This is a genomic window from Pseudomonas sp. NMI542_15 (genome assembly GCF_021283425.1).
Classification (GTDB): Bacteria; Pseudomonadota; Gammaproteobacteria; order Pseudomonadales; family Pseudomonadaceae; genus Aquipseudomonas; species Aquipseudomonas fortuita.
Genome location: NZ_JAJSRO010000002.1, coordinates 500,921 through 527,474, shown reverse-complemented (window position 1 = coordinate 527,474; position 26,554 = coordinate 500,921). Strand labels below are relative to the sequence as shown.

The following is a 26,554-nucleotide window of genomic DNA, read 5'->3' as shown; positions in this document are numbered from 1 at the left end:
CAGCTGTTTTCAGGTTCAATTAAGGACCGGTGGTTAGTCTTGATTGCGTAGACAACTTACACAGTTCTCAGGAGAGAAGAACGATGAAAACCTTGACTGCCCTGTTCGCCGCCACCGCCCTCGCCCTGGGTGCCAATGCTGCTTTCGCCAAGGATGTACAGCCTGACGAAGTGGTCAAGCTGGTCAACGCCAAGACCATCAAGTCGCTGGATGAGCTCAAAGCCGCCGCCGTGGCCAAGCACCCCGGGGCCACCGTCACCGACTCTGAGCTGGAAAACGAATACGGTCGCTACATCTACAAGGTAGAGATGCGTGACACCCAGAACGTCGAATGGGACGTCGACCTGGACGCCAAGACCGGTGAAGTGCTGAAGGACGAGCGGGACAGCTGATGATTCACTTACCGCGGCCAGCGCGCTACCTCGCGCTGGCGCTGTTGGCCGTATGCTCTCTGGCCGCTGCCCGCGACCTTGACCAGGACGAAGCCCTGAAGCTTCGCCAGAAGGGCGTCATCCTGCCGCTTGAGCAATTGCTGGAAACCGCCTTGGGGCGTTACCCCGGGGCGCGCCTGCTGGAAGCCGAGCTGGAAGAAGACGACGATCGCTACGAATATGAAGTCGAGCTGCTGACGGCTGAAGGTGTGGTGCGCGAGATCAAGCTCGATGCCAGCACCGGTGCCCTGCTCAAAGACGAGGAAGACGACTGAATGCGCCTGTTGCTTGTCGAGGACAACGTCCCGCTGGCCGACGAACTGACTGCTGGCCTGCAGCGCCAGGGCTATGCCGTGGACTGGCTGGCCGACGGCCGAGACGCGGTCTACCAAGGCCAGAGCGAACCCTACGACCTGATCATTCTCGACCTTGGCCTGCCTGGCTTGCCGGGCCTGGACGTACTGGCCCAGTGGCGCGCTGCCGGCCTGGCCACCCCGGTGCTGATCCTCACCGCCCGTGGCTCCTGGGCCGAGCGCATCGAAGGGTTGAAGGCCGGGGCCGATGACTACCTGAGCAAACCGTTTCACCCGGAGGAGCTGCAATTGCGTATCCAGGCGTTGCTGCGGCGTGCCCGGGGCCTGGCCAACCAGCCGAAACTGGAGGCGGCCGGGCTGCACCTGGATGAAAGCCGTCAGTGCGTGAGCCGTGATGGCGTGGATGTGCAGCTGACTGCTGCGGAGTTCCGGCTGCTGCGTTACTTCATGCTGCACCCGCAGCAGATCCTGTCCAAGAGCCACTTGGCCGAGCACCTTTACGATGGTGAAACCGAGCGTGACTCCAACGTGTTGGAAGTGCACGTCAATCACTTGCGGCGCAAGCTGGGCCGTAGCGTGATCGAGACCCGTCGCGGGCAGGGCTATATCTATGCCGGGAGCGCTGAGTGAAGTCGATCCAGGCCCGCCTGAGCCTTGGCCTGGTGGCGGTGCTGGTGGTGGTGGGCGTGGTGCTGGCGCAACTGACTCTGTGGCTGTTCGAAGCCGGCCTGCAGCGCTACCTGGAAAACGGCCTGCGCAAGGAAAGCGAGAACCTGCTGGTGGCATTGGTGCGTGGCCCGTCCGGCCTGCAGCTGGATGAGCGCCGTATTTCGGCTGCCTACCAGCGGCCCTTTTCCGGTTACTACTTCCGCATCGATTTCGACAAAGGTACCTGGAGGTCCCGTTCGCTGTGGGATCTGGACATGCCGAAACCTTCGGCGCCCGGGCTCTCCGACAGTCATGAACTCGGCCCGGAAGGCCAGCAACTGTTGGCCCTGCGCGCCGACTACCGGCGCCTGGGCCAGGACATCTCGATCAGCGTGGCGCAGGACTATTCGCCGGTGCGCGAAGGCTTCCGGCGCTTGCAGCAGATCGGCCTGGGCATGGGGTTGGTGGCCCTGATCCTGGTCCTGGTGCTGCAGCGCATCACGGTTACCCGCTCGCTGCGGCCGCTGGAGCGGGCACGCCAGCAAATCGCCCAACTGCAGCAGGGCCAGCGCTCGCAGCTGGATGAGGAGGTGCCCAGCGAATTGGCGCCACTGGTGGGGCAGGTCAACCACCTGCTCAGCCATACCGAAGATAGCCTGCGCCGTTCGCGCAATGCCTTGGGCAACCTGGGGCATGCGCTGAAGACGCCGTTGGCAGTGCTGCTGAGCCTGGCCTCCAGCGAGCGTCTGAAGGATTTGCCCGAAGTCCGCGCGCAGATGCGCGAGCAGCTGGAGCAGATTCAGCAGCGGCTGGCGCGCGAGCTGAACCGTGCGCGGCTGGCGGGTGACGCGTTGCCAGGCGCGCAGTTCGATTGTGACGCCGAGCTACCGGGGTTGCTGGGCACGTTGGGCATGATTCACGGAGAAGGCCTGCTGTTGGCAAGTGATGTGCCGCCCGGGCTGTTATTGCCATGGGACCGTGAAGACTTCCTGGAGCTGCTGGGCAACCTGCTGGATAACGCCTGCAAGTGGGCTGACAGCGAGGTGCGACTGGGTATTGCGCCTAGTGCCGAGGGTTATCAGCTGTGGGTCGATGACGACGGTCCCGGCATCCCTGAGGGCCAGCGCCAGCAAGTGCTGGAGCGTGGTTCGCGGTTGGACGAGCAGGTGGACGGGCATGGCCTGGGCTTGGGCATCGTGCGCGATATCGTCGACGCCTGGGGCGGGCAACTGGCCTTGGAAGAGAGCCCGCTGGGCGGATTGCGCGTGAGCATTGACCTGCCGCGCAAGGCCCGGTAATGCAGGGGCCGCTGTGCGGCCCATCGCGACACAAGGCCGCGCAGCGCCCCTTTGGCCCTATCAGTACTGCAAAAAAATTGCAGTACAGCCGCAGTTTTTTGAATTAGCCCAATTTCCCTCCACCCGGCAAAATCCCCCTCACGAAACCCTGCGGTTTCCATCTCTCCACGGACGGAGCCCCTTGTGGTATTGCACGCGCAATACGAGGCCCAGGCCAGCTCGGCTGGGCTTTCTTTTTAATCAGAAATAGCAAAGATCCCGATTACCTAAATGTCTGCCTCGCGTTCCGAAAACCGTCTGCAGCGCCTGTTGCCGGCGCCTCTGAATACCCCTGCAAAAGAATGGTTGCGTGCCGGTATCGGTGCGGTGTTCGGTTTGTTCCTTGCGGGCTGGCTGACCAGCATGGCCTACGGTCCCGACATCGCCTTGCACCTGCTGGGCCCGCTGGCTGCCTCGGCAGTGCTGGTATTCGCCGTGCATTCCGGTCCATTGGCCCAACCTTGGCCGGTGCTGGGTAGCTACGCGCTGGCTGGCGCGGTCGGCCTGGCCCTGCGCCAAGGCTTTGGCCCGGAACTGTGGGTGGCCGCTGCGGCCCTGGGTATCTCGATCCTGGTCATGTGCCTGCTGCGCTGCCTGCACCCGCCGGGTGGCGGGGTGGCGGTGAGTGCAGTGCTGGCCGACACAGGGCTGACCGCCATGGGTGATCACCTGCTTGAGCCGATCCTGCTCAATGCACTGATCCTGGTGAGCGTGGCGGTGCTCTACAACCGCCTCACCGGGGTGCGCTACCCGAAAGGCGTCGCGGTACGCAAAGACTCGCACCACACCCACGACCGACAGCCCAGTGAACGGGTCGGCATCCGTGGCGAGGACCTGGACCAGGCCCTCGAAGAGTTGGGTGAGTTCGTCGACGTTACCCGTGACGAGCTGGAGCGCATCCTCCTGGCCACCGAGCAGCACGCCCTGCAGCGCAGCCTTGGCGGTATTACCGCGGCCTCGGTAATGTCGCGCGATGTTCAGTTTGCCACGCCCCAGACTACCCTCGAGCAGGCCTGGAAAATGCTGGCCAGCCACCACCTGAAAACCCTGCCGGTGTTGCAACAGGGCAGGCTGGTGGGCATCGTCAGCCTTAGCGACCTGGTGGGCCCGGCGATGCAGCATGGCCGCTTCAGCTGGCGGGGGCTGTTCGGCCGCAAGGCGGTACGCATGGAGCAGGTGATGAGCCGGCGGGTGGTCAGTGTCAGCAGTCAGCACCCGCTTGAGTGCTTGCTGCCGTTGCTGTGCGAGCAAGGTCTGCACTGCCTGCCGGTGCTCGATGGCGACCAGTTGGTGGGGGTAATCACCCAGACCGACCTCATCGCCGGCCTCAAGCGGCAACTGCTCAGCAAAGCCGTGGCCTCAGATAACCGGGTCCCAGCGTTGTGACCAGTCGCTGGCGCCGGCGGCGACCAGCCGGCGCAGGATGGCGAAGGCCTGTTGCAGGGCCTCGCTGTCGCGCTTGCGTGGGTATACCAGAAAGGTCGGGTAGGTGAATTCCGGTGCCTGCGGTACCCGCTCGAACACGCCACTGTCCAGGTAAGCCTGCACCACCCGCGTACGAAAATAACCGCTGCCGCCCTGATCGAGGATGAACTGCAAGGCCAGTGGGCCCAGGTTGAAGCTGAGCGCCGGGCGGGCGCAGTCGGGCAGGGCGGCATCGTGCTGGCGGCGGAAGGCCTCGCCCCAGTCGATGTAGACATAGGGCTCTGGCCGGTCGACCCGGCGCACGCGGATCAGCTTCTCTTCCATCAACTGTTCCACCTGCAGGCCCGGCCCGTAGGTCGGCTGGTACACCAGCGCAGCGTCCAGCAAACCCATCTCGACCTTGCGCAGCAGCGACTCGCCGTCGCTCACCTCGCTGCGGATGGCATGGCTGGGCAGCTCACGGTGCAGGGCGCTGACCCAGTCGAGCAGCATCGGGTTGCCCAGGCTCACTTCTCCCCCCACATGCAGCACTTGCTGGCAGCCCTCAGGTAGCGGCAGGTCACGTCGCGCCGCTTCCCAGGTTTGTACCAGCTGGTTGGCATAACTGACGAATGCCTCGCCATCGCTGGTCAGGCTGGCGCCGTTGCGGCTGCGCACGAACAGCTGGCAGCCCAGTTGCTGCTCCAGGCGCTGAACCCTGGCGGTTATGGCCGTTTGTGACACGAACAGGCGTTCGGCGGCGGCGACCAGGCTGCCGCAACGCACGATTTCCAGGAAGGTTCGGGCCTGATCGATGTCCATGGGCTGCTCGGTGGCTGAGGGTGGCCTATTCTAGAGGCTTTGCACCGTTATGGGGCGTTTTTGCGTTGTCTGCAAATTTGCAGGTCGGTTGTGACTTTAGTCCCCTGGCGGCGCGGGTGTAGCGGTCCATACTCAGGGTTCGCCCTTCAATAACAACAAGTACCGGGTTCCCTTCGATATGAGCTATCAGCACAGCTACGCCCATTCCATTTCCGACCCTGCCGCTTTCTGGGCGGAACAGGCCGCGCACCTGGCCTGGCACCGCAAGCCTGCCGTCATCCTGCAAGACAACCCCGACGGTACCCACCGCTGGTTCGCCGACGGCCGCCTGAACAGTTGCTACCTGGCCCTCGATCACCAGATCGAGCAGGGCCGTGGCGAGCAGTTGGCGCTGGTCTACGATTCGCCAGTCACCGGCGTGCAGCAGGCCTACACCTACAACCAGCTGCGCGATGAAGTGGCGCAACTGGCCGGTTTGCTGCGCCAGCTAGGGGTGACAAAGGGCGACGGGGTGATCATCTATATGCCCATGGTGCCGCAAGCGGCCATGGCCATGCTGGCCTGCGCGCGGATCGGTGCAGTGCATTCGGTGGTGTTCGGCGGCTTTGCCGCCAACGAGCTGGCTTTGCGCATCGATGACGCCCGGCCCACGCTGCTGTTGACGGCATCTTGCGGGCTGGAATTCGACAAGGTGATTGCCTATAAGCCGCTGGTCGACCGCGCCCTGCAGCTGGCCCGGCACCAGCCGCGCAATGTGCTGGTGCTGCAACGACCGCAGGCGCAGGCTGCACTGCACCCAGGCCGCGACCTGGACTGGCAGGCAGCGTTGGCCGGCGCCCAGCCGGTGGCACCGGTCGAGCTGGATGCCGGCGACCCGCTGTACATCATGTACACCTCGGGTACCACCGGCAAACCCAAGGGCATCGTCCGGGAAAATGGCGGCAATGCCGTGGCGCTGTGCTATGCCATGCGCCATATCTATGGCATGCAGGCCGGCGACGTGTGGTGGGGCATTTCCGATGTAGGGTGGGTGGTCGGCCATTCGCTGATCGTCTATGGGCCGCTGATGAGCGGCTGCACCACCGTGTTTTACGAAGGCAAGCCGATCCGCACCCCGGATGCTTCGGCCTACTGGCGGGTGGTGGAGCAGTACAAGGTCAACGCGCTGTTCTGTGCGCCTACCGCCATGCGTGCCATCCGCAAGGAAGATCCGGAGGGCGAGTTGATCCGCAGGCACGACCTCAGCTCGCTGCGCCAGCTGTTCCTGGCGGGTGAGAAGCTCGATTCCAGCACCCATGAATGGCTGGAGCGGGTCACTGGCAAACCGGTGCACGACCACTGGTGGCAGACCGAGACCGGCTGGCCGGTCACCGCGCCCTGTGTGGGGCTGGAAGGCAGTGCGGCGAAGCCGGGCTCAAGCAACCGGGCGGTGCCGGGTTATCACGTGCGTGTGCTGGATGACGAGGGCCACTTGCTGGGCCCCAACCACCAGGGCTCGATCGTCATTGCCTTGCCACTGCCGCCTGGGTGCAGCCAGACCCTGTGGGGCGACCACGAGCGTTACTTGCAGGCTTACCTGCGCACCTACCCGGGGTATTACCACACGGGCGACGGCGGCTTTCTGGATGATGACGGTTTTGTCTACATCATGGGGCGCACGGATGACGTGATCAACGTGTCCGGGCACCGGCTGTCTACCGGCGAAATGGAGGACCTGGTGGCCTGCCACCCGGCAGTGGCCGAGTGTGCGGTGATTGGCGTTCATGATGAAATCAAGGGGCAAGTGCCGTTGGCGCTGGTTGTCCTCAAGGACGGCGAGGGCATTGCCGAGGCGCAGTTGCTGGTGGACCTGGTGGGTAGCGTGCGCGAGTCGATTGGCCCGCTGGCCTGTTTCAACCGGGTTCGGCTGGTGAAGCGGCTGCCCAAGACCCGCTCGGGGAAAATCTTGCGCGCGGTGCTGCGCAAGATTGCCGATGGGCAGGATTACGTACCGCCTTCTACCCTGGACGACCCGGCGGTGCTTGGGGAGATCGAGGCGGTGCTGGCGGATTTGCCCAGGGCGGGTTGATGCTTGACCTCAGGGCCTCATCGCCGGCAAGCCAGCCCACACAGGTTGGTCACAGACCCTGAAGCCTGCGCGGTACCTGTGGGAGCCGGCTTGCCGGCGATGAGGCCGGTGCGGGCAATTCAGGTCTAGGGGGCTACCTGGTGCAGTTGCCCCAGCCGGCTGCGGGTACGCATCAGGTCGGCGAGTGGGCCGCCCAGGCTCTCTTCCAGCGGCCGTTTGCCAATCACCGTCACCTGTCGGTCCTGGTCATACAACACATCCACCAGGTTGACGAAGCGCTGCTGGGCCGCCAGCGAGCACTGCGCCAGGTCATCCAGACCATCGATGATCCATTCATCGTACTGCTGCGCCAGCGCCAGGTAGTCGATCACCGCGGTGGCTTTTTCACACAAATCGTCAAAGCCAAGTACCACCCGCCGGCCATCGATAGCCAGCGCACGCAGCGGGCGTTTGTTCACTTCAAGCATGACCGGCTGCTCGTGCGGCACGCTCAGCACCTGGCGCTGTGCTGCCGTCCCTGGCCATACATAGTGGCCCTGGGTAAACCGCTGGTGCTCGCGATTGGCTGGCAAGCTACGGAAGTCGGTGTCGCCACCCACCTCCAGCACTTGCATGCGCCCGTTGATCAGACGGATTACCGGCAGGAAGCGCTCGTGGTACAGCGGGTTGGGCAATAGCCCTTCGGGCGCATAGTTGGAGGTCACCAGCAGGAACACGCCACGGGCGAACAGCGCGTTGAACAAGCGGGTAAGCAGCATGGCATCGCCGATGTCATGCACGTGAAATTCGTCGAAGCACAACACCTGGCAGCCGCCCACCAGTTCGTCGAGGGTCGCGCCCAACGCATCGTCCAGGGCTCGATGGCGGTGCATGCCCTGATGAAGGCGGGCAAAGAAGTCATGAAAATGCAGGCGGCGCTTGGCCTCGACCGGCACCGCCTGGAAGAAGCCGTCCAGTAGCCAGCTCTTGCCGCGCCCCACCGCCCCATAGAGGTACAGGCTGCGGGGCTGGCCTTGTTCAAGCAGTACCAGTTGTTCGGCCATGCAGTGGATCACCTGTCGCTGGCCGTCACTGAGCTGGTAACCCCGGCTTCGGGCTTTGTCCTCGAACCCGTCAAGCAGTTCGCTCTGGTTGACGGGGGCGCCGCGCAGGCGCTGGCCAAGCTGGCGCAGTGGGGCAGGGATCCAGGCAGACACAGGCAACGCTCCTTGGGCGATGGCGGGGCAGCGTGCAGCTTGCCCGAGGGCGGCCGTTTTGACTAATACAGAAAGTGACCGGGAATGATCACTTCATGCGATAGGTCGGGCCGCACACCCGCTTTGCCTAGCCCTTGCGCTCCAGCTGGCGCTCGATCATGTACTTCACTGCCAGGCGGCGCTCCTTGAGGTGGCGCAGGTCTTCGTCGACGAAGTTGCCCGCCGAGATCGATTCGGCGGCCAGTACCTGGTTGTCGATGTCCACATACTCGTCCAGCAGCCGGTCAAGCGCCTTGTCCTGCTGGCGGCGTTGCTGGACGATTTCACGCGGGTAGTGCAGGTCCTGGTAGAGGTCGTGGGAGACAGGCATGAGGTCCTCCTTGGTCAATGCAATGGGCTTATCTGATTGGAAGGGAGGAATGCGATTGTGTTGAAGCGAAGCGGAAGGAAAGCGACGGATGGTCGTTCTCGCACCACTGAAATGACTAACCCGCTGTTTTTTGGTAATTTTTTTTCATCAGGGGGTTCACAGACCGAAAGTTTGTTGTTAAAGTGCCGCGCATTCCAAGACAACAACCCAGTTGTCACTCAGTTGGAATTGTCAGAGCAGCGAATGCTGCATCCGATACAGGGGCGTCGCCAAGCGGTAAGGCAGCAGGTTTTGATCCTGCCATGCGTTGGTTCGAATCCAGCCGCCCCTGCCATTTTTCAGATTAAAACGTATGTCACCCGGTGCTTAGAAAAATAGGCGCTGGGTTTTGTCGTTTCCGCAGTGTTCTCATCGATCCGCAGTCCCTGCAGAAGCGGCCTTGTGTTGCGATGGGCTGCGCAGCAGCCCCGGGGATCTGCAATCCTTGGGGCTGCCATGCAGCCCATCCGACCGGTCCGGCGCCCCGGCAAGGCCGCTCTTACAGCCGCGGGTTACCCGGTAATGCCCAGCATCTCGTTCAGCACCCTGGCCAGCTGATCACTCTGCACAGGCTTCTGGATCACCACGCTGCCCGGTAGCTCCAGCCCTTGCAGCTCTGCATAGCCAGTCAGGAACACCACCGGCAACTGGGGGTACCCTTCGCGCGCAGCCAACGCCAATTGTGCGCCGTTGAATTCGGGCATTGCGAAATCGGTAAGCAGCAGATCGATTTCATCGTCCAGCAACGCCAATGCCTGCTCGCCGCTGTGCGCCTGACGCACCTGGTAGCCATACTGGCGCAGCACATCGCCAAGCATGTCACGCACCAGATGGTCATCGTCCACCAGCAACACCGTGCGGTTGCGGCCACTTTCGCTGACTGGCTGGTTGAGCATCGGTACCACGGGCTCACTGACGGCCTGGTCCTTTACTGCTGGCAGGTACACCGCCACCTGGGTGCCCTGGCCAGGCGCGGTGTCGATGTGCACGCCTCCCCCGGACTGTTTGGCGAAGCCGAACACTTGGGCCAGACCCAGGCCCGAACCCTTGCCGATGTCCTTGGTGGTGAAAAACGGCTCGAATACCTTGGTCAGCACCTCTTCGTTCATGCCGCAGCCGGTATCGCGGATGCTCAGCATTACATACTCGCCGGGATCCGGATCTTCCGGGCGTTGCGGGCGGGTGTCGATGCGGGTGTTGCGGGTAGTCAGGGTCAGTTGGCCGCCGTCAGGCATGGCATCGCGGGCATTGATCGCCAGGTTCAGGATGATCATCTCTGTCTGGGTGGGGTCGGTCAGTGCCTGCCACAGGGCCTGGTCCAGGTCCAGGCGCACTGAGACGTTGCCCCCCAATGTGCGGCGCAACAGTTCTTCCAGGCCGGTCAGGGTCTGGTTGAGGTTAAGTGCTACCGGCTCCAGGCGCTGGCGGCGCGAGAAAGCCAGCAACTGCGACGTCAATTTGGCGCCACGCTCGCCCGCTTCGCGGATGTGGGTGAGGCGCGTGCGGGCCTTGTCCAGGTCGGCCTTGGCCAGGTCGCGCTCAAGGAAGCTGGCGCCGGTGAGGATCACCGTCAGCAGGTTGTTGAAGTCGTGGGCCACGCCAGCGGTCAGCTGGCCGACTGCTTCGAGCCGCTGCATCTGCTGCAGCGCCGCCTCGATGCGCTCGCGTTCGTTGATCTGTTCACGCAGGCGGGCGTTGGCCTCTGCAAGGCCCAAGGCGGCTTCGCGCTCGCTGGTGATGTCGCGTGCCACCACGTACAGCAGGGTGTCTTCAGGCACCACCACCCACGACAGCCAGCGTTGCTGGCCGCCGGCGTGCAGGATGCGGCCGACGAAACGTACGCTGGTACGGCCATGGGCGAGGGCGGCCAATTCGGTCAGCAGCAGTTCCTGGTCGGGCTCGGGCAGCAGGTGCAGCAATGACGTTTGGCTCAGGCGCTCGCGGGAGAAGCCCAGGCTGGCTTCCCATGCAGGGTTCAGTGCGACTGGGGTCAGGTCTTTGTTCAACACTGCCAGCAGGTCCTGCGACAGCTCCCAGGCACGGTCGCGTTCGCGGGTGCGGCGCTCGACCCTTTCTCCCAGCATCTCGTTGAGCTGACGCAGCGCCTGGGTGGCCAGGCGTTGCGTGTTGACGTCCTGCAGCACGCCGGAAAAACGCACGCACTGGCCATCGACGAACTGGCTCTGGCCGCTGCTGAGCAACCAGCGTGGTTCCAGGCCGTTGGGTTGCGCGATGCGAAATTCGACCCGATAGCGGCCGCCGCTCTCCGGGCGCATGGCGTGTTCCACGGCCTCACGTACCATTGGCAGGTCGTCCGGGTAGATGCCGTCGTAGAACACTTCAAGGCTCATTTCGGTGCTGACAGGCAGGCCGAACAGGATCTTGCAGCGGTCGTCCCACAGCAACAGGTGCTCTTGTGGGCGCAGGTCCCAGGTGCCCATGCCGGCGGCATCGATGGCAATCCGCGCACGTGCTTCGACGTCGACCAGGGCCTCTTCGGCGCGGCGCCGGCGCTGGCGTTCCTGCACTTCGGTCAGGGCCCGGCGTACCGCCTTGGGCAGCAGTGGCAGGTTCTTCTTCAGCACATAGTCAGTGGCGCCCAGGCGGATCATCTCCACCGCGTGCTCTTCGCCGTAGATGCCAGACAAGAAGATGAACGGAGTGTCCGGTGCCAAACGCTGCGAGATGGCCAGCACCTCGGTGCCAGACGACCCCGGCAGGACGCAGTCGCACAGGATCAGATCGTAGCGTGCCTCACGCAGGGCATGTTCAACCCCCACATGGTCGAACACAAGCTGTGACTGCACATGCAGCCCGCTGCGCTCCAGACGCATCAGGGTAAACTCGGCGTCCATCGAGCTGTCTTCGACCATCAGCAGTTTCAATGGTGTTTGCTGCATCGTTGCGGCGGCCTCAATTGCTACCGCGACGATTCAGCCGCAGTGAGCCGGGTGGCGGTTCGTTAAGCACTGCCCAGAATATCCCGAGGTCGGAAATGGCGGCGACGAATTCCTTGAAATCTACCGGTTTGACCACGTAGGCGTTGACCCCAAGTTCATAGGCACGCAACAGGTCGGGCTCCTCCCGCGAGGAGGTCAGCATTACCGTGGGGATGCTGCGCAGTTCGGCAGTGGCGCGTACTTCCTTCAGCACTTCCAGGCCATCGACCTTGGGCAGTTTCAGGTCCAGCAACAGCACGGCAGGGTTGCCGTCATCGCGTGTGGCATAGCTGTTGCGGCGCAGCAGGTAGTCGAGTGCGTCGGCGCCATCGCGCAGCACGATGACCTCGTTGGCCAACTGGCTGCGTTCCAGGGCCAGCAGGGTCAGTTCCAGGTCCCGGGGGTTGTCTTCGACCAGCAGGATGGGTTTGAGCATGATAGTTGCGGTGCCTCAGGTAGCAGTGTTTCGGGGGAGGGTAAAGTGGAAGCTTGCGCCCTGGTCGATCTGGCCTTCTGCCCAGACCCGGCCATCATGGCGCTCGATGATGCGGCGCACACTGGCAAGGCCAATCCCTGTGCCCTCGAAGTCTTCCATGCGGTGCAGGCGCTGGAATACACCGAACAGCTTGCTTGCATAGGCCATGTCGAAGCCCACGCCATTGTCGCGAATGCAGATCTCGGTTTCGCCCGGATGCAGCACCGCACTGATCGCGATGTGTGCAGGTGAACGGCCGCGCGTGTACTTGATTGCATTGGCGATCAGGTTGCGCAGCGCCAGGTTGATGAAGGCCGGATCACCAATTACCTTGGGTAGCGGAGCGATGTCCCAAACGATTGCGCGGCCTTCGTAATCGGGGGCCAGCTCGCTGCGAATGGCATCGACCAGCGTATTGAGGTCCACGTCGGACAGGCGCAGGGCCGAGCGGCCCATCTGCGAGAAGTTGAGCAAGTTGTCGACCAGGCTACCGGCGAAGTTCGCCGCTTCGCCGATATGATTCAGGAAGCGCTTGCCGCGCTCGCTCAGGCCCTGGCCTTCCAGTTCGCCCAGCAGTTCGGTGTAGCCCGCGATGTGCCGCAGGGGGGCGCGCAGGTCGTGGGAAACACTGTAGGAAAACGCTTCGAGTTCCTTGTTCGAACGGCGCAGGTCACCCGCCAGCTGGGCCAGTTCTTCTGCTTTACGCAGGACGATGCCAAGCACGGCGGTGCGCAGTTCCAGTACGCCCTCGATCACCAGCGGGTCCCAAGGCTCGCTGTAGCCGCGCAGTTCTTCCTGCCAGCGTTCGAAACTGTGCCGCGGGTCGAGGTTGCCCTGCGGCCCGACCTGCTTGATCGGCTGGCCCGCCCAGTTCACCGTGCGCACTTGCTCTGGCCGGAACCACAGCAGGTAGTGCGAGTGGATCTGCGAGATGGCCACCGCCAGTACGCCGCCGGCATGGGCAGCGAGCTCGGGCAGGTCAGTGATGTCGCGGCGCACGTTGTCACTGTGGAATACAGTGTCTTCGCCGCGCTGGCCAAGCCAGTGCACCAGCGCGGTCACCTGGGCTTCAGGCGGCGTCTGGCCGATCAGGTCACAGCGTTCGGCCGAGATGACGGCGGCGCCCTGGGCATCGGCAAAAGCCAGCAACACCTGGGGCAGGTCACGCAGGCCATCACTGACGCTGTCGTGGTCGGCCATGGACGAAATCATGCGCACGATGTGTTGGCGCAATGCCAGCAGCTTGCGCGTGTTGGCATGGGACTCGCGCGATTCGATCTGCAGCGACAGCACACTGGCCAGCAACTCGCAGGCTGTGCGGGTACGCAGGTCCACCGCGCGCGGCTGTTGATGGTGGCAGGACACCAGCCCCCACAGCTCGCCGTCGACCACGATCGACAGCGACATCGAAGCCAGCGTACCCATGTTGCGCATGTATTGCAGGTGCACCGGCGAGACACTGCGCAGCGCGGCAAAACTCATGTCCAGTGCCTTGCCGGTGCGTGGGTTGAGCGCCGGGAGCAGGGGCGAGGGTTGATAGTTGGCATCCTCGATCACGCGGATGCGGTTGACCCGGTACAGTTCGCGCGCCTGGCGCGGGATGTCTGCAGCCGGGAAGCACAACCCCAGGTAAGCGGGGTAACCTGGGTCAACCGCCTCGGCCAGTACCTGGCCGTTGCCCTCGGCATCGAAACGGTACGCCTTGACCCGGCCAAAGCCGGTAATGCGCTTGAGCTGCAACACCGTTTGCTGCAGCAGGTCTTCGAGGCTGCTGGCCAATTGCAGGCTGCCGACAAAGTTGCGCACCAGCGGGTAATAGTCGCCTTGCCCCGCCAGTTCCGGCGATAAACACGGAGGTTCGAATTCGGCAATCAGTACGTCGTCGTGGCCGTGCACCAGCAAATGCAGCGGGGTGCCGTAAGGCGCACCTTGGGACAAGCGCACATCCCCGATGTGAAAGGGGAAGATTTCATCTTCAGGCAGCCGTGCCAGTTGCGTGTGCAGGTCAAAGCCATCGTTGACCAGGTTGGCGAAAGGGCAACCGATCAGTTCACGGGCCGGCAAGCCCAGCCAGTGCTCGACGTTTTCACTGGCCTGCAGCACGCACAGGTCGATGGGGTCCAGCACCAGCAGAAAACCGTGGGGCTGGACGCTGCTCGGCACGTGGATAGGTTCCCGGGCACAGCGCTCCATGGCTTCTGCCAGCGTGGTGTCTGCAGTCATCAATGAAAACGCTCCTGTCATGTCCGTCCATGTATGGCATAGGCGCCTGGCGCTGGATGAACGCTCTTCAGCCTACCAGAAACCAGGCACATTTACCGGCCCTCGGCCATTGGAGACATGGAGTTCGCCTGTGGTTCTGCGCCGTTTCGGGTTTTTTTTAACGGGGCGCTATCGCTTTATCGCTAATACCAAAAAACGGTTGGGTGCCACCGTCGTTGCCCTGCCTCACTGCTACGCTCTGTTCAGGACGTTTCGACAAGGATAACAAGGTGACGGAGCGCTTAATGGCAGCGGTATTGGGCCTGTTGTTCAGCGGCAGTACCGTAGCAGCGGATTTTCTCGTGGAAGTGCGTGTGCTGGTGCAGCGCGGTTGCATGCTGGTCAACCAGCCCCGCGACGCGGGTGCCCAGGCCCTCGGGCGCATTGACCTGGGCTCGTCGGCACGCCTGGACGGCCCCGGCGCGCCGATGAGCGGTGTTTTGCTCAGCCAGCGTCCCCCGCGCCTTGAATGCAATCCGGACACGCCGTATCAGGTGCGTGTCGATGGTGGCCAGCATGGTGGCGCCGGCGAGCTGCGCTACCTGGCCAGCGACGACCGCACGGCTCGGCCCATCCCCTATCGCTTGTACCGCGACGCTGCCTGGCGTGAGCCGCTTGCGGTAGGGGTCGCCCAGTCGGCAAGGGTGCCGGGCAGTGGCTCGGTGGAGCTGCCGTTGTACGCACGCATCGACAAACTGGCGTGGGTGCCGAATGCAGGGGTTTACGCCGACCTGCTTAAAGTCACGGTCACCTGGTAGGGACGCCGCCATGCTCAAGGACGCCACGCCATGAACCGCATCTCGATCTTGTTGCTAACCCTTGGCCCGCTGCTGGTTCCCGGCGGTGAGGTGCACGGCAGCACCACCGGTTTCATCCAGGCGCGGTTGGTGATCAGTGCAGCCTGCCAGATCAGCAGCAACGACACGCAACCGGCTGTGCTGGGCAACCCAGGGGTGCTGGATTTTGGCGAGCGCGGCCCGAACTGGGACCAGCCCCTGCGCAGCCGGGTTGATGAGGCGGGCGGCGCGGGCACCCTGCAGATCAGCTGCACGCCCGAAGTGCGGGCCTTTAATGTACGGATCAATGGTGGACTGAATGGCGACGACGGGGTGCGCCGGTTGAGTAATGGCCGAGAACTCATCCCTTATCAACTGGCGGTCGACCCAGGCGGTAATAGCCGCTACGCCATCGGCCAAGCGCGTGCTTTTACCATCAACAGCACCCAGCAGGTGCCAATCCCGATTTATGGCGTGGTAGTGGCACCAGCGCGTGCACTGCCGGCCGGGCTGTACCGCGACACCCTCAGAGTGACCCTGGACTGGTAACCACGCAAGGAGACTCCGATGCGAACGAACCTTACATGCTGCATGCTCGCAGGCCTGGGCCTGGCCTTGGCTTCACAGGCCCAGGCCGCCACGGTGACCGGCAGCATCAACTCGACCCTGACGCTGATTTCGGCGTGCCAGGTAAATGGTAGTTCGGGGACGTCGGGGCTCAACTTCGGTGCCTTGAACTTCGGTACCCAGGATGCCTTGTTCGTCACCGCCAATGCCCAGGTGCTCGGCGGCGGCGGCGGTGCCATGAGCATCCTGTGCTCGGCGGGTACGGTGCCTGCGATCAAGGTGCGCGCAGGCCTGCATGACGGCCAGTCGAGCGGTGGCACGCGTGCGCTCGCCGATGGGGCCGGCAACTTTGTGCCGTATGACCTGTACACCGACACCGGGCGCACGACCTTACTGGCCATTGACGGCACCATCACCCTGCCGACCAGCACGGGCGTGGCCCAGACCGTCAACCTCTACGGCAAGGCCGTGGGCAAGGCGGGCCTGCCTGCAGGAGTCTACAGCGACACCATCTCGGTCGAACTGTCGTTCTGAGCCATGCGCGGCTGGCTGGCAGGTGGCATGACCGGAGTCGGCATGCTGTTGGCCGCCCCGTTGGGGGCGGTGACCACCAGTACCTTCACAGTCACAGCGCAGGTGGTTGCCGGGTGCCTGGTGGTGGGCGGTGTCACCAGTTACGGCACGCTCGATTATGGCTCGCAGTCGGCGCTTTCCAAGGGGTTGCTCAGCACGTCGCTGGGTGGCACTACAGTGACCTTCCAGTGCACGCCGGGCGTGGCCATGAGCATGAGCCTGGACGGTGGGCAGAACAGTGCCAGTGGCACACGCAATTTGAAGCGCACCTCCGGCACGCAAGTGCTGGCTTACCAGTTGTACCGGGACGCGGCCTACAGCCAGAGCCTGGGCATCGGCCAAAGCGTGGCCGTGAGCTATTCCGACCCGACGGCGATCAAGCTGCCGGTCTACGGGCGGGTCCAGCTGACCGGCGTGCTGCCGGCTGGGACCTACACCGATGTGGTGCAAGTGACGGTGACCTGGTAATCGCCAGCGCCACCAACGACAAGTGTCTAAGGAGAGCTGCATGCGGGCAGGCGCGAAGTGGGCGCGTGGATTGATAGGCTTGTTCTGGCTGGCGAGCCTGCCGGCCGGGGCAGCCACCTCGGTGCTGATCTGGCCGATCGACCCGGTGCTGGAGGCCGACCAGAAGGCCGGTGCACTGTGGCTGGAAAACCGGGGCACTGCGCCGGCCAACCTGCAGGTGCGGGTATTCGCCTGGCGCCAGGGTGATTATCAGGAGCAGTTCCAGGCGCAGCGCGAGATCATCGGCAGCCCGCCTGTCGCGAACATTGCCCCCGGGCAAAAGCAGCTGATCCGCCTGACCCGAACTGGCCCTTCACCTGCCGGCCAGGAGCAGGCCTACCGCATCATCATCGACGAGATCCCGCCCGCCATCCCGGTCGACAAGGCCGAGCCCGGTGCCACGGCGGCCATTCGTTTGCAGATGCGTTATTCGGTGCCGCTGTTCGTTTATGGCGAAGGGCTTTGGGGTAAGGCCGACCCTGAAGGCAAACGCAATGCCGAGGGCGTGGGCAAGCCGCAGGTCAGCTGGCGGCCGGTGACGGTGCAGGGCAAACCTTACGTTGAACTGCGTAACACCGGCCCCGTGCATGCGCGGCTGACCGATGTAGTGGTGCAGCAAGGCAGCCAGAGCAAGCCACTGGCTGAAGGCCTGTTGGGCTATGTGCTACCGGGCGCCAGCATGCGCTGGCCTGCTCCCATGGCGGCCTCCAGCGGCAGCGTGCTGAAGGGCAGGGTCAATGGCCAGAGCGCAGCGGACGCCATCCGCCAAGGCCAATGAGTCAACGATTGAATGCAGTGCAGGGGCCAGGGAGGACCCGGCAATGGTTGGAAACCGTGTGTGAAATGGCTCTTGGCGACGACGCGCCGCAGGTGCCTGTTGCTGGCCATGGCCAGCCCGGTGCTGGCGCTGGCCGACGACCTGCCCCCGCCACCCACGGAGATGTCCGCCATCGCCGACGCTACCCTGTACCTCGACCTGGTGGTGAACCAGATGCCAAGGGCTGAACTGGTGCCGGTGCAGCAGCGGGCCGGGCAGTTGTACCTGGGCAGCGAGGTATTGCGGGCAGCCGGTATCTCGTTGCCGGGCAACCCCCAAGGCGAGGTAGCCCTGGAAAGCATCGCGGGGCTACACACCGACTATGACAGCCAGAACCAGCGTTTGCTGTTGCAGGTACCGCCGGCCTGGTTGCCAGACCAGCAGGTGGGTGATCGCAACCTGTACCCGGCCAGCGACGCGCGCAGCAGTTTCGGCGCCCTGTTCAATTACGACCTCTACCTGAACGACACCGATGAAGGCGGCACCTACCTGGCAGCCTGGAACGAGCTGCGCCTGTTCGACAGTTGGGGGACCTTTTCCAGTACCGGGCAATGGCGCCAGTCATTCAATGGCGCGCAGGCGGACGATACCCGCCAAGGCTTCATGCGTTACGACACCACCTGGCGCTTCACCGACGAACAGCGCCTGCTCACTTACGAAGCCGGTGATTTCGTGACCGGGGCCTTGCCATGGAGCAGTTCTGTGCGGGTAGGCGGCGTGCAGCTGTCGCGCGACTTCGCTGCGCGCCCCGATCTGGTCACTTACCCGTTGCCGGCGTTCGCAGGCGAAGCAGCGGTGCCGACATCGCTCGACCTGTTCATAAACGGGTTCAAGTCCAGCACCACCGAGCTGCAGCCGGGCCCGTACACCCTGACCAACGTGCCGTTCATCAATGGTGCCGGGGAGGCGGTGGTGGTCACCACGGACGCCCTGGGCCGGCAGGTGTCGACCACCTTACCGTTCTATGTCACCAGCAGCTTGCTGCAGAAGGGCCTTTCTGACTACTCGGTGGCCGCCGGTAGCCTGCGGCGTGATTACGCCGTGCGCGATTTCAGCTACGGGCCGGGTGTTGCCTCGGGCAGCCTGCGCTACGGGCTCAGCGACACCTTCACCCTGGAAACCCACGCCGAAACAGCCGAGTCGCTAATGCTTGGCGGCTTGGGCGGCAACATGCGCCTGGGCACCTTCGGCGTGCTCAACGCCGCCTTGGCGCAAAGCCGCTTCGACGGTGACACAGGCCACCAGGTTGCCCTCGGTTACCAGTACAACAGCCAGCGCATCGGCTTCAGCTACCAGCGCCTGCAACGCCGCGGCGACTATGCCGACCTGACCCGGGTCGACTCCCAGGACATGCAACTGAGCAAAAGCAGCGAACAGGTCACCCTCAGCCTCAACCTGAACGAGTACGGCAGCATTGGCGCCGGTTACTTCGACGTGCGCGCCGGGGATGGCACGCGTACCCGGCTGATCAACCTGAGCTACAGCAGGCCGCTATGGGGCAGCAGCAGTGTGTACCTGTCTGCCAACCGTGAAGTGGGTGACAGCCAGTGGGCCGTGCAGGCGCAACTGGTGATCCCGTTCGACCTGCACGGCACCCTGGCGCTGGGCATGGAGCGCAGCAAAGAAGGCGAGACCCTGCAACGGGTGAACTACAGCCATGCGGTGCCGGCGGGTGTCGGCGTCGGCTACAACCTGGGCTATGCGGCAGGCAGCGACCGTGATGCCTACCGGCAGGCAGACGTCACCTGGCGCTTGCAGTCGGTGCAGTTGCAAGCCGGTGTGTATGGCAGCAGCGGCGAGATGACACGCTGGGCCGATGCCAGTGGCTCCCTGGTGTGGATGGATGCCGGGGTGTTCGCCGCCAACCGCATCGACGATGCCTTCGTGGTGGTCAGTACCGCAGGCTACGCCGATGTGCCGGTGCGCTATGAAAACCAGGAGGTCGGCCGTACCGATGGCAATGGGCACTTGCTGGTGCCGTACAGCAGCGGTTACTACCGTGGCAAATATGAAATCGACCCCATGGACCTGCCGCCGGACGTCCTCGCGCCAAGCGTCGAGCAGCGGGTGGCGGTACGACGGGGCAGTGGCTACCTGCTGGAGTTCCCGCTCAAGCGTGTGATGGCGGCCAGTGTCGAACTGGTGGACAGCAACCAGCAGGCGCTCAAGCTGGGTAGCCGCGTTACCCATGCTGAAAGCGGCAGCCAGGCGGTGGTCGGTTGGGATGGGCTGGTGTACCTGGAGAACCTCTCGCCGCATAACAGCCTGCAGGTAGAGGTTGAGGGTGGTGGACATTGTGAGGTGGCCTTCGACCTGCCCAAGGCTGAAGGTTCGATCCCCCTGATTGGCCCGTTGGTATGCAGATGAAGACGGGTTGGCGCATGTTGTCGGCCGTTATACTGCTGCTGTGGGCTGGCTCGGCCTGGGCCAAGTGCACGGTAGTGTCGACCTTGCCGGTGCTGTTCGGCGCAGTCAATTCGACCCAGGTACGCCTGGCCAGCCAAGCCGCCTCTACCAGCAACGCGGGCTTGCAGTGCAACGGAACGGTGCTGAGTGTGCTCAGCAGCAGTGACTCGTTCAAGCTGACCGTGACCCCGGCCACTGGCGGGTTGGTAGGGCCTACCGGTGATGTTATCCCTTACACCCTGTATGCCGATGCCACCACCAACTTCCCGATTACCCGGAATGTAGCCTTCGAGTTTGGTCGCACCGGTATTCTCGACCTGCTCGGCCTGCTCAACGGCACGCCCAAGGCGGTGCCGCTCTATATCCGCACACAGATTGGCAGTAACGTTGCAGCGGGGTTGTACCAGGAAACCCTGTCGCTGGGGTGGGCATGGAACTATTGCGAAGGGATTGCCATCGGTGGGCTTTGCATCGGGCGTGACAATAGCGCTGGCTCTGCGAGCCTTACCGTGAGCCTGACCGTGACGAACGACTGCCAGATCACCACGCCTGACATCAATTTCGCCAGCGCCCCGGTGGTGGCCGGGTTCGGCACAGTAAGCCAGAGCCTGAGCGTTTCGTGCACCAAGGGCAGCAGCTATACGGTGGGCTTGAATGATGGGCAGAACGTGGCCAATGGTCGCCGGCGAATGAAGTCGGCGGCCAACAACTACCTGGCGTACGACATCTTCAAAAGTTCCGGGACGGTGCGCTGGGGTTCATCGGGTGCCGCCAGACGCTCCAGCACGGATGCCGACGTAAACCCCGGCGCGGGTACAGGCACGGGTAGCCAGGTGTTCAACTACAACGCCAAGGTCTATACCGACCAGGCTACACCGCCGGCAGCCACCTATTCCGACAGCGTGATACTGGATGTGCAGTTTTGACTGAACCCCATTCCTGCCTCGGTTCCCTGTAGGAACGGCCTTGTGTCGCGACAGGGCTGCGCAGCAGCCCCGAGATGGCAGACCCAGCACCGATTGCCGGGGCCGCGTGAGGCAAGGCTAGCGCAAGTCGCCAACCATCTCCGCCAGGGTCTTCAGCACCGCTCCGGCCAGTGCCTTCGAGCGCGCCCCCGACCAGCCGGCAACCGCATCGGGCGCGTCGTCGTGGTCCTTGAACGGCATCTCCAGCGTCAGCGACAGGCAGTCATGGGCCATGCCCACGGCATTGCAGGCCAACGTGGTATTCGCCTGCCCGGGCTCGTCGCGGGTATAGCCGTGCACGGTCTGGAAGTCGCGGGTCACGCTGCACAAAAGGCTGCGGAACTGCTCTTCGAGTTTTGCCAGCCGTGGGGTGTAGCCCGGGTTGCCCTCACAGGCGGCGGTGAATACGTGCGGAATTTCTTCGTCACCATGCACGTCAATGAACGCATCCACGCCGTACTGCTTCATCTGCGCCTGGGCGAAGAATACCTCCGGCGTCAGCTCGACGCTGGCGTCCTGCCAGGCACGGTTGAGGTCCTTGCCCTTGAAATTGGTGCGCAGGTGACCGAGGAACGCGCCGTCGGGGTTCATGTTGGGGATCAGGTACAGGTCGGCCTTGGCCAGCAAGCCCTGGAGCACCTCGTCGTTGGCTTGCAGGCGGTCGATCACGCCTTCCATGAACCATTCGGCCATGTGCTCACCCGGGTGCTGCTGGGCAATCAGCCACAGCTTGCGCTTGCCAGCCGCGCCATCGCCGGCTCGCAGCAGGGGAATATCGCGGCCCTGCACACTGCGACCGCTGGCCAGCAACTCGACCCCAGGGATTTGGCGAGCACGCTCGATCAGCTGGTTGTGACGCGCGCGTGGGTAGGGTTCGAAGTAGGCGAACCAGATCTGGTCCTGCTCCGCTGTCACTTCGAACGACAGCGCTGTGCCGTCGAACTGGCTGGGCACGCGGAACCAGGTTTGCTGGTCGTAGGAGGCCACCGCGTTGTAACCGCTCCAGGCGTTTTTGTACGAGGAGCCGGAAGCGTTGTCGAGGCTGAAGCGATGGACCTGGCCCGGCGTCAGTCCACTGACCTTGAAGTGGAACCACTGGTAGTGGCCGCTGTGGGTATCCGGCCGGATGGCCAGGTGCACCTGGGCAGGGTTGCTGGCATCCAGTACCTGGATGTTGCCGGAATCGAAAGCGCAGTCGATCTGCAGGGGGGACAGCGTCACGGTCATGTGCCGGGCTCCTTTGCGGGCGTTGTTGTAGGGGTACTGTACACGGCTTGGCAGGGTTACTGCGCGCGATCAGGTGATACGCGGGCCCTGCGCGGGTACGCTCGCTGGGCTGAATGCGCTTTAACGTCACTGTCATACGGCCATGGCAGCATCCGGGTCCCCCTTCGCACAGGTGAAACCACAGTGCACTCCGGCCTGACCCGCAAGCCCTTCATGCTTCGCACAAGCGACATGCGCAGCGATGATTTCGGTGCCCTGTTCACCCAGATGTTCGGTAGCTTGTATGCCGACATGCCGCCGCTGGCCCAAGGCATCAGCATTGGGGGCGTGTATGGGCGCTTCGAAGGCATGAGCGTGCGCCGCATGCAGTACGGCGGCGATTTCAGCATCACCCTGCCCACACCACAGGATGAGATCACCTTCGTGCTGCCCACCGCTGGCAAGATCATTTTCGATCACCGGGGCGAGTCGATTGGTGGTGCCCACGTGGGGCTGGCGGTCGACAAGCGCGACATTCGCACCGTGCGTTTTGCCGAAAACCATGCCCAGTGCGGCATGTCGATACGGCGCGCGTTGTTTGCTGAGCGCTTGTCACTGTTGTTGGGCCAGCCTTTGGCGGCACCGGTGTGTTTTGCTCCAGTGGTCGACCTGGCGTTGCCGGTGTTCCAGGGCATACGCGCGTTGCTGGAAATGGCCACCGGTACGCAGTTCGACCAACTGATCAATACCGGCATGCTGATGCCTACCCGGCTGCAGGAAATGGTGGTGGATGCGGTGCTGGAGGCGTGGCCGCACACCTATAGCGATGCTTTGCGCAGCCCCGCACCTGCGTTGGCGCCGCGCCATGTGAAGCTGGCGATGGCCTATCTGCACGAGCACCCGGCGCGCTTGGTCAGTGGCACTGAGCTGGCGGGGTTGGTCAATGTCAGCCTGCGCGCCTTGCAGGATGGCTTTCGCCGTTTTGCTGGCACATCAATTGTGGGTTATCAGCGGCAGGTACGGCTGGAAAGCGCGCGCCAGGTACTGGCGCGCGGGGAGGGCGGGTCGGTGGCCGAAGTAGCCTTGCGCCATGGGTTCAGCAACGCGGGGCGTTTTGCCCAGTACTTCCAGCAGGCGTTCGGGGTAAGCCCGGCTGAGTTGAGGCGCGGCAGGTAAGGCCTGATACCAGTCAGTAAAGCCAATCGGGGCTGCAAAGCGGCCCCAATGATATGGTTCAGAACGCGTAGCTGGCCTTGAGGCTGCCACTCACCCCGTGGCTGTCGCCTGCGCCCATCGCCGCCACTTCGCCGCCCACACTCAACGCACCCAGGTTGGCCATCAGGCTCACCCCGCCAGTAAACTGGTCGCGGTTGTCGAACGCCGCACGTTGCTCGATATCCAGCCCCAGCAGATGCCCCTGGCTGTCCACTTGCTGATCCCCCAGGGCATGTTCGTAACCCATTTCCACCCCAGGCACCCACTGCCAGCTGCCGACGGGGATGGGCGTGAAAGACGCCTTCAGGTTGGCCCCTGCACTGCGGCGGGTTGCCTTGAGGTCGTCCACTTGCAGGGCCAGTTCGCTGCCTTTCTCGGTAAAGCCGTTCAGGTCGACGTGGCTGACCCGCACGCCAATGCTCGGCTCCAGCACCACGCCATGGGTGGGCAGGCGATAACCCAGCGCCAGGCTGGCGCCAGCCAGCGTACCGTGGCTGTCACCCTTGGCCGTGCCCAGGCCGCCGCCCAGTTCGCGTTTGCTGGAGTAGTCGAGCCAGCCACCCCTGATGTCGGCATCGATGAACAGTCCGTGCTCCAGGCCGCCAGGGGCGAAGCGTGCGCCCAGGCTGAGGAAGGTCAGGTCGGTATCGGCCTCGCCACCGGCCCCGCCCACCTTGCCACGGTTATAGCCAAAACCGGCATGGCCGCTGAGCTGCTCGGAAAAGCGCTGGGTCATGCCCACCATCAACCCCTGGCTATGCGCGTTGCTGCTGGCCGCATGGGCTGAGCCGTCAGTGCCGAGGTAGCCGGCCAGCGCCGTGCTCCACAGGCGCGCCTGGCCGACCTTGAGGCCGCTGCTGTCGGCAAAGGGCGAAGCCGCACGCTCGACCATGGCGCCCTGGCGCAGCAGGTAGCTGGCGGCATCCGCGTGCACCTGGCCGCCAACGGTCGAGGTCACGCCGCCCAAGCTGCCGGCATCGATGGCCGATTGCAGGTAGTAGTTGTAGGCGCTGTAGCTGCCCGACAGCGAGGTGTCCTGCAGCTCGCGCAACAATTGCGCGCCGGCGGCAGCGTTGCCCAGCAGGCCTGCCTCGCCGGGCAGGGAACCATAGCGCACCATCTTGCCGCGCAGCACGTAGATCGTTTCCTGGCTCAGGCCCAGGCCCTGCTTGAGGTAGTTGTCCATGTTGCCGTAGTTGGCGCTGATTTCATCGAGGCCAGCCTGCAGGTAGCTGGCTTCGACCCCCAGCAACGGTGCATAGATTTCGGCCATGCTCGCCGGCATCGCCGCCAGCGTGGCAGCCACGCGGGCGGCGGTGTAGCCGTTGGTGGCCAGGTAGTTACTCATGATGCTGGCCTCGTCCACCCCGGCGATGCTCAGCAGCACCGCTGCCGTCCAGCCGGTGCGGTCCTTGCCCGCGGTGCAATGAAACAGCGCGGCGCCATCGGCAGCCGCCAGTTCGTTGAACAGCACGGCAAACTGGCCACGCATGCCGGCGTCGCTGACGAAGGCGCGGTTGGTCTCCTGCATCATCGCCCGCGCCTGTTCTGCGCTGCTGAAGGAAATGTTGGTGATGTTGGAGCCCGATGTGGTGCTGCCAATGATGTCGATGTTGGTGTAGCTGGCGCCGCCCGGCAGCGTATCGGGCGTGCTGGCGATTTCGCTTGGGGTGCGCAGGTCGTACACATTGCTGATACCCAGGCCATTGAGGGTGGCCAGGTCGGCGGCGGTCGGGGTAAGGGCGTTGGCACGGTAGAACACGCCCGCCCGCATTGTGCCGTCATGGCTGGTCGGGTAGGCGCTGGTGGTGCCGGCGAGGTCGCGGAAATTATCCATACCGGCCAGGCGTGGGGTGGCGAGCGCTTCGGCGGCATGGGCGTTGGAAATGGCAAGGGTAAGCAGGGACAGGGAGCAGAGCACACGTTGCAGCACGGATCAGGCCTCAGGCAGTGGGTTAGGCTGTCTACTGTCCTGGGGCAACATGAAACTGAATGTTACATTTTGCGGTGATGTGCAAAGGCTTGCGCGATCTGTCCTTGTTTTGCGTCTTCTGTCCCGGCGACTGGGGCGCAAAGCGCCCCGTTAATCACACACTGGCCAGACCTGGAACGCAGGGTTGCTTTCATTTCGGCTGAGGCGAGGGTTTGCCTGTTTTTGTTTTTTGCATATTAGCTTATGAATTTAATTACTTTTATTTATTTGATCTAGCCGGCTACATTCGCAGTTTCTTCAACCTGCAAGGAACTGCGGATGTCCATTCGATTTCGCCTGCTGCTTTTCGCGGCTGCCACACTGCTGGCTACTCAGGCATTTGCCAGTGACCGCCTGACCCTGCGCATCGGTGACCAAAAAGGCAACATGCGCGCCCAGCTGGAGGCAGCCGATGCCCTGCGTGACTTGCCTTACGACATCCGCTGGGCCGAATTCCCCGCCGCCGCGCCTTTGGCCGAGGCACTGAATGCCGGCGCGATCGATGCTGGCATCATTGGCGATGCACCATTGCTCTTCGTGCTGGCCTCTGGTGCGCCGGTCAAGGCCATTGCCGTGGACAAGTCCGACCCGTATGGCACGGCGCTGCTGGTGCGCCCCGACGCAGCGCTGCACAGCGCTGCCGACCTCAAGGGCAAGCGGATCGCCACGGGCCGTGGCTCTATAGGCCACCACCTTGCGTTGAAGGCGCTGGATCAGGTCGGGCTCAGCGAAAAGGACGTGGAGTTTCGCTTCCTCGGCCCCGTCGACGCCAAGATCGCCCTGGCCAATGGCTCGGTGGACGCCTGGTCGACCTGGGAACCCTACACCGCGCTGGCCGAGCAGAGCGGCCAGGGCAAAGTGCTGGTCAACGGTCGGGGGTTGTCCAGTGGCAACAGTTTCCTGGCCGCCACCGACAAGGCGCTGGGTGATCCGGCTCGCAAGGCCGCATTGCAGGACTACCTTGTGCGCCTGGCCGGCGCCCAGGTCTGGGCTTACCAGCATCTGGACAGCTATTCACAAACCCTGGCTGCGATCATCGGCTTTCCGCAGGATGCTGCCCGCCTGCAGTTCGAGCGGCGCCAACTGGTTTGGCAGGCGATTGACGCGAAGACCATCGGCGAACAGCAGGAAACCGCCGACTTTTACCACGCCCACGGCCTGATGAATCAACGCCTGGACGTGGCCCCGACCTTTGCCAGTGGCTTTAGCGTGCCCGCCCCTGACTCACTGGCCCAACATTGACCC

23 protein-coding genes and 1 tRNA gene are annotated in these 26,554 nt (G+C 63.7%); 16 read left to right on the top strand and 8 right to left on the bottom strand.

What is annotated here, in order from left to right:
• The first annotated feature begins 83 nt into the window (after positions 1 to 83).
• From LU684_RS05605 to LU684_RS05585, 5 genes are all read left to right on the top strand, one after another.
• The gene (locus LU684_RS05605) at positions 84 to 392 is read left to right on the top strand and encodes a PepSY domain-containing protein (RefSeq protein ID WP_016485920.1); all 309 of its coding nucleotides are present in this window, start codon (positions 84 to 86) and stop codon (positions 390 to 392) included.
• On the top strand, positions 392 to 706 hold the full coding sequence (locus tag LU684_RS05600; protein WP_016485921.1) for a PepSY domain-containing protein: 315 nt from the start codon (positions 392 to 394) through the stop codon (positions 704 to 706). Before LU684_RS05605 ends, LU684_RS05600 begins: the two co-directional genes overlap by 1 nt.
• Positions 707 to 1,375 (top strand): response regulator transcription factor, encoded by a 669-nt coding sequence (locus LU684_RS05595; protein WP_016485922.1) that lies wholly within the window; start codon positions 707 to 709, stop codon positions 1,373 to 1,375.
• Positions 1,372 to 2,691, top strand: a complete 1,320-nt coding sequence (locus tag LU684_RS05590) for an ATP-binding protein (protein WP_016485923.1) — start codon at positions 1,372 to 1,374, stop codon at positions 2,689 to 2,691. The genes LU684_RS05595 and LU684_RS05590 overlap by 4 nt, the downstream gene beginning before the upstream one ends.
• Positions 2,692 to 2,961: 270 nt before the next feature.
• Positions 2,962 to 4,116: an HPP family protein gene (locus LU684_RS05585; RefSeq protein WP_095114807.1), complete on the top strand. Its 1,155-nt coding sequence runs from the start codon at positions 2,962 to 2,964 to the stop codon at positions 4,114 to 4,116.
• On the opposite strand, the gene LU684_RS05580 is transcribed toward LU684_RS05585, so the two are convergent.
• Entirely contained in the window at positions 4,090 to 4,956 is an 867-nt protein-coding gene (locus LU684_RS05580; RefSeq protein ID WP_023049247.1) for a LysR family transcriptional regulator, read from the bottom strand. The two genes, LU684_RS05585 and LU684_RS05580, sit on opposite strands and share 27 nt — an antisense overlap.
• A 178-nt stretch (positions 4,957 to 5,134) precedes the next feature.
• Here LU684_RS05580 and LU684_RS05575 point away from each other — a divergent pair, with 178 nt between their 5' ends.
• Entirely contained in the window at positions 5,135 to 7,024 is a 1,890-nt protein-coding gene (locus tag LU684_RS05575) for a propionyl-CoA synthetase (protein WP_070086769.1), read from the top strand.
• Positions 7,025 to 7,149: 125 nt separating this feature from the next.
• On the opposite strand, the gene zapE is transcribed toward LU684_RS05575, so the two are convergent.
• Positions 7,150 to 8,220 carry a cell division protein ZapE gene (zapE, locus tag LU684_RS05570; protein WP_232894242.1) on the bottom strand — a complete coding sequence of 357 codons (1,071 nt, stop codon included), beginning with the start codon at positions 8,218 to 8,220 and terminating at the stop codon, positions 7,150 to 7,152.
• A 127-nt stretch (positions 8,221 to 8,347) separates the two neighbouring features.
• On the bottom strand, positions 8,348 to 8,590 hold the full coding sequence (locus LU684_RS05565) for a hypothetical protein (RefSeq protein ID WP_016485928.1): 243 nt from the start codon (positions 8,588 to 8,590) through the stop codon (positions 8,348 to 8,350).
• Between the two features lie 259 nt (positions 8,591 to 8,849).
• Between LU684_RS05565 and LU684_RS05560 the strand changes: the two genes are divergently transcribed.
• Positions 8,850 to 8,924 (top strand) — tRNA-Gln (locus LU684_RS05560).
• A 217-nt stretch (positions 8,925 to 9,141) separates the two neighbouring features.
• On the opposite strand, the gene LU684_RS05555 is transcribed toward LU684_RS05560, so the two are convergent.
• From LU684_RS05555 to LU684_RS05545, 3 genes are read right to left on the bottom strand one after another with little or no spacing between them, the layout of a single operon-like run.
• Positions 9,142 to 11,529, bottom strand: coding sequence for a hybrid sensor histidine kinase/response regulator (locus LU684_RS05555; protein WP_232894241.1), 2,388 nt, complete (start codon positions 11,527 to 11,529; stop codon positions 9,142 to 9,144).
• Positions 11,530 to 11,542: 13 nt separating this feature from the next.
• The gene (locus LU684_RS05550; protein WP_016485929.1) at positions 11,543 to 12,004 is read right to left on the bottom strand and encodes a response regulator; all 462 of its coding nucleotides are present in this window, start codon (positions 12,002 to 12,004) and stop codon (positions 11,543 to 11,545) included.
• 15 nt (positions 12,005 to 12,019) lie between these two features.
• Positions 12,020 to 14,266, bottom strand: a complete 2,247-nt coding sequence (locus LU684_RS05545) for an ATP-binding protein (RefSeq protein WP_232894240.1) — start codon at positions 14,264 to 14,266, stop codon at positions 12,020 to 12,022.
• A 269-nt stretch (positions 14,267 to 14,535) separates the two neighbouring features.
• On the opposite strand from LU684_RS05545, the gene LU684_RS05540 reads away from it, so the two are divergent.
• The 7 genes from LU684_RS05540 to LU684_RS05510 all read left to right on the top strand — a co-directional run bounded on the left by LU684_RS05540 (position 14,536) and on the right by LU684_RS05510 (position 20,877).
• The gene (locus tag LU684_RS05540; protein ID WP_016485931.1) at positions 14,536 to 15,063 is read left to right on the top strand and encodes a Csu type fimbrial protein; all 528 of its coding nucleotides are present in this window, start codon (positions 14,536 to 14,538) and stop codon (positions 15,061 to 15,063) included.
• Between the two features lie 30 nt (positions 15,064 to 15,093).
• On the top strand, positions 15,094 to 15,630 hold the full coding sequence (locus LU684_RS05535; protein ID WP_016485932.1) for a Csu type fimbrial protein: 537 nt from the start codon (positions 15,094 to 15,096) through the stop codon (positions 15,628 to 15,630).
• A gap of 18 nt (positions 15,631 to 15,648) precedes the next feature.
• Positions 15,649 to 16,182, top strand: coding sequence for a Csu type fimbrial protein (locus tag LU684_RS05530; RefSeq protein ID WP_016485933.1), 534 nt, complete (start codon positions 15,649 to 15,651; stop codon positions 16,180 to 16,182).
• 3 nt (positions 16,183 to 16,185) lie between these two features.
• A complete protein-coding gene (locus LU684_RS05525) occupies positions 16,186 to 16,689 on the top strand; it encodes a Csu type fimbrial protein (protein ID WP_016485934.1) in 504 nt (167 codons plus the stop codon).
• Between the two features lie 40 nt (positions 16,690 to 16,729).
• Positions 16,730 to 17,506 (top strand): fimbrial biogenesis chaperone, encoded by a 777-nt coding sequence (locus LU684_RS05520; protein ID WP_016485935.1) that lies wholly within the window; start codon positions 16,730 to 16,732, stop codon positions 17,504 to 17,506.
• Between the two features lie 108 nt (positions 17,507 to 17,614).
• Positions 17,615 to 19,912, top strand: coding sequence for a fimbria/pilus outer membrane usher protein (locus LU684_RS05515; protein ID WP_095115093.1), 2,298 nt, complete (start codon positions 17,615 to 17,617; stop codon positions 19,910 to 19,912).
• The gene (locus tag LU684_RS05510) at positions 19,903 to 20,877 is read left to right on the top strand and encodes a Csu type fimbrial protein (RefSeq protein ID WP_023049350.1); all 975 of its coding nucleotides are present in this window, start codon (positions 19,903 to 19,905) and stop codon (positions 20,875 to 20,877) included. The genes LU684_RS05515 and LU684_RS05510 overlap by 10 nt, the downstream gene beginning before the upstream one ends.
• A gap of 117 nt (positions 20,878 to 20,994) precedes the next feature.
• Here LU684_RS05510 and LU684_RS05505 read toward each other — a convergent pair whose 3' ends face one another.
• Entirely contained in the window at positions 20,995 to 22,143 is a 1,149-nt protein-coding gene (locus tag LU684_RS05505; protein ID WP_060518824.1) for a M14 family metallopeptidase, read from the bottom strand.
• 183 nt (positions 22,144 to 22,326) lie between these two features.
• Between LU684_RS05505 and LU684_RS05500 the strand changes: the two genes are divergently transcribed.
• Positions 22,327 to 23,298 carry an AraC family transcriptional regulator gene (locus tag LU684_RS05500; RefSeq protein WP_191087474.1) on the top strand — a complete coding sequence of 324 codons (972 nt, stop codon included), beginning with the start codon at positions 22,327 to 22,329 and terminating at the stop codon, positions 23,296 to 23,298.
• A gap of 58 nt (positions 23,299 to 23,356) precedes the next feature.
• On the opposite strand, the gene LU684_RS05495 is transcribed toward LU684_RS05500, so the two are convergent.
• Positions 23,357 to 25,270, bottom strand: a complete 1,914-nt coding sequence (locus LU684_RS05495; RefSeq protein WP_232894239.1) for a tyrosine-protein phosphatase — start codon at positions 25,268 to 25,270, stop codon at positions 23,357 to 23,359.
• Between the two features lie 324 nt (positions 25,271 to 25,594).
• Here LU684_RS05495 and LU684_RS05490 point away from each other — a divergent pair, with 324 nt between their 5' ends.
• Positions 25,595 to 26,551 carry an ABC transporter substrate-binding protein gene (locus tag LU684_RS05490; RefSeq protein ID WP_442964198.1) on the top strand — a complete coding sequence of 319 codons (957 nt, stop codon included), beginning with the start codon at positions 25,595 to 25,597 and terminating at the stop codon, positions 26,549 to 26,551.
• Positions 26,552 to 26,554 lie beyond the last annotated feature (3 nt).

Excerpts from the sequence above, each read along its gene's own strand:
- LU684_RS05605 (WP_016485920.1), top strand. The coding sequence starts at position 84 with ATGAAAACCTTGACTGCCCTGTTCGCCGCCACCGCCCTCGCCCTGGGT.
- LU684_RS05600 (WP_016485921.1), top strand. The coding sequence starts at position 392 with ATGATTCACTTACCGCGGCCAGCGCGCTACCTCGCGCTGGCGCTGTTG.
- LU684_RS05595 (WP_016485922.1), top strand. The coding sequence starts at position 707 with ATGCGCCTGTTGCTTGTCGAGGACAACGTCCCGCTGGCCGACGAACTG.
- LU684_RS05585 (WP_095114807.1), top strand. The coding sequence starts at position 2,962 with ATGTCTGCCTCGCGTTCCGAAAACCGTCTGCAGCGCCTGTTGCCGGCG.
- LU684_RS05580 (WP_023049247.1), bottom strand. The coding sequence starts at position 4,956 with ATGGACATCGATCAGGCCCGAACCTTCCTGGAAATCGTGCGTTGCGGC.
- LU684_RS05575 (WP_070086769.1), top strand. The coding sequence starts at position 5,135 with ATGAGCTATCAGCACAGCTACGCCCATTCCATTTCCGACCCTGCCGCT.
- LU684_RS05565 (WP_016485928.1), bottom strand. The coding sequence starts at position 8,590 with ATGCCTGTCTCCCACGACCTCTACCAGGACCTGCACTACCCGCGTGAA.
- LU684_RS05555 (WP_232894241.1), bottom strand. The coding sequence starts at position 11,529 with ATGCAGCAAACACCATTGAAACTGCTGATGGTCGAAGACAGCTCGATG.
- LU684_RS05550 (WP_016485929.1), bottom strand. The coding sequence starts at position 12,004 with ATGCTCAAACCCATCCTGCTGGTCGAAGACAACCCCCGGGACCTGGAA.
- LU684_RS05545 (WP_232894240.1), bottom strand. The coding sequence starts at position 14,266 with ATGACTGCAGACACCACGCTGGCAGAAGCCATGGAGCGCTGTGCCCGG.
- LU684_RS05535 (WP_016485932.1), top strand. The coding sequence starts at position 15,094 with ATGAACCGCATCTCGATCTTGTTGCTAACCCTTGGCCCGCTGCTGGTT.
- LU684_RS05530 (WP_016485933.1), top strand. The coding sequence starts at position 15,649 with ATGCGAACGAACCTTACATGCTGCATGCTCGCAGGCCTGGGCCTGGCC.
- LU684_RS05525 (WP_016485934.1), top strand. The coding sequence starts at position 16,186 with ATGCGCGGCTGGCTGGCAGGTGGCATGACCGGAGTCGGCATGCTGTTG.
- LU684_RS05520 (WP_016485935.1), top strand. The coding sequence starts at position 16,730 with ATGCGGGCAGGCGCGAAGTGGGCGCGTGGATTGATAGGCTTGTTCTGG.
- LU684_RS05515 (WP_095115093.1), top strand. The coding sequence starts at position 17,615 with ATGGCCAGCCCGGTGCTGGCGCTGGCCGACGACCTGCCCCCGCCACCC.
- LU684_RS05510 (WP_023049350.1), top strand. The coding sequence starts at position 19,903 with ATGCAGATGAAGACGGGTTGGCGCATGTTGTCGGCCGTTATACTGCTG.
- LU684_RS05505 (WP_060518824.1), bottom strand. The coding sequence starts at position 22,143 with ATGACCGTGACGCTGTCCCCCCTGCAGATCGACTGCGCTTTCGATTCC.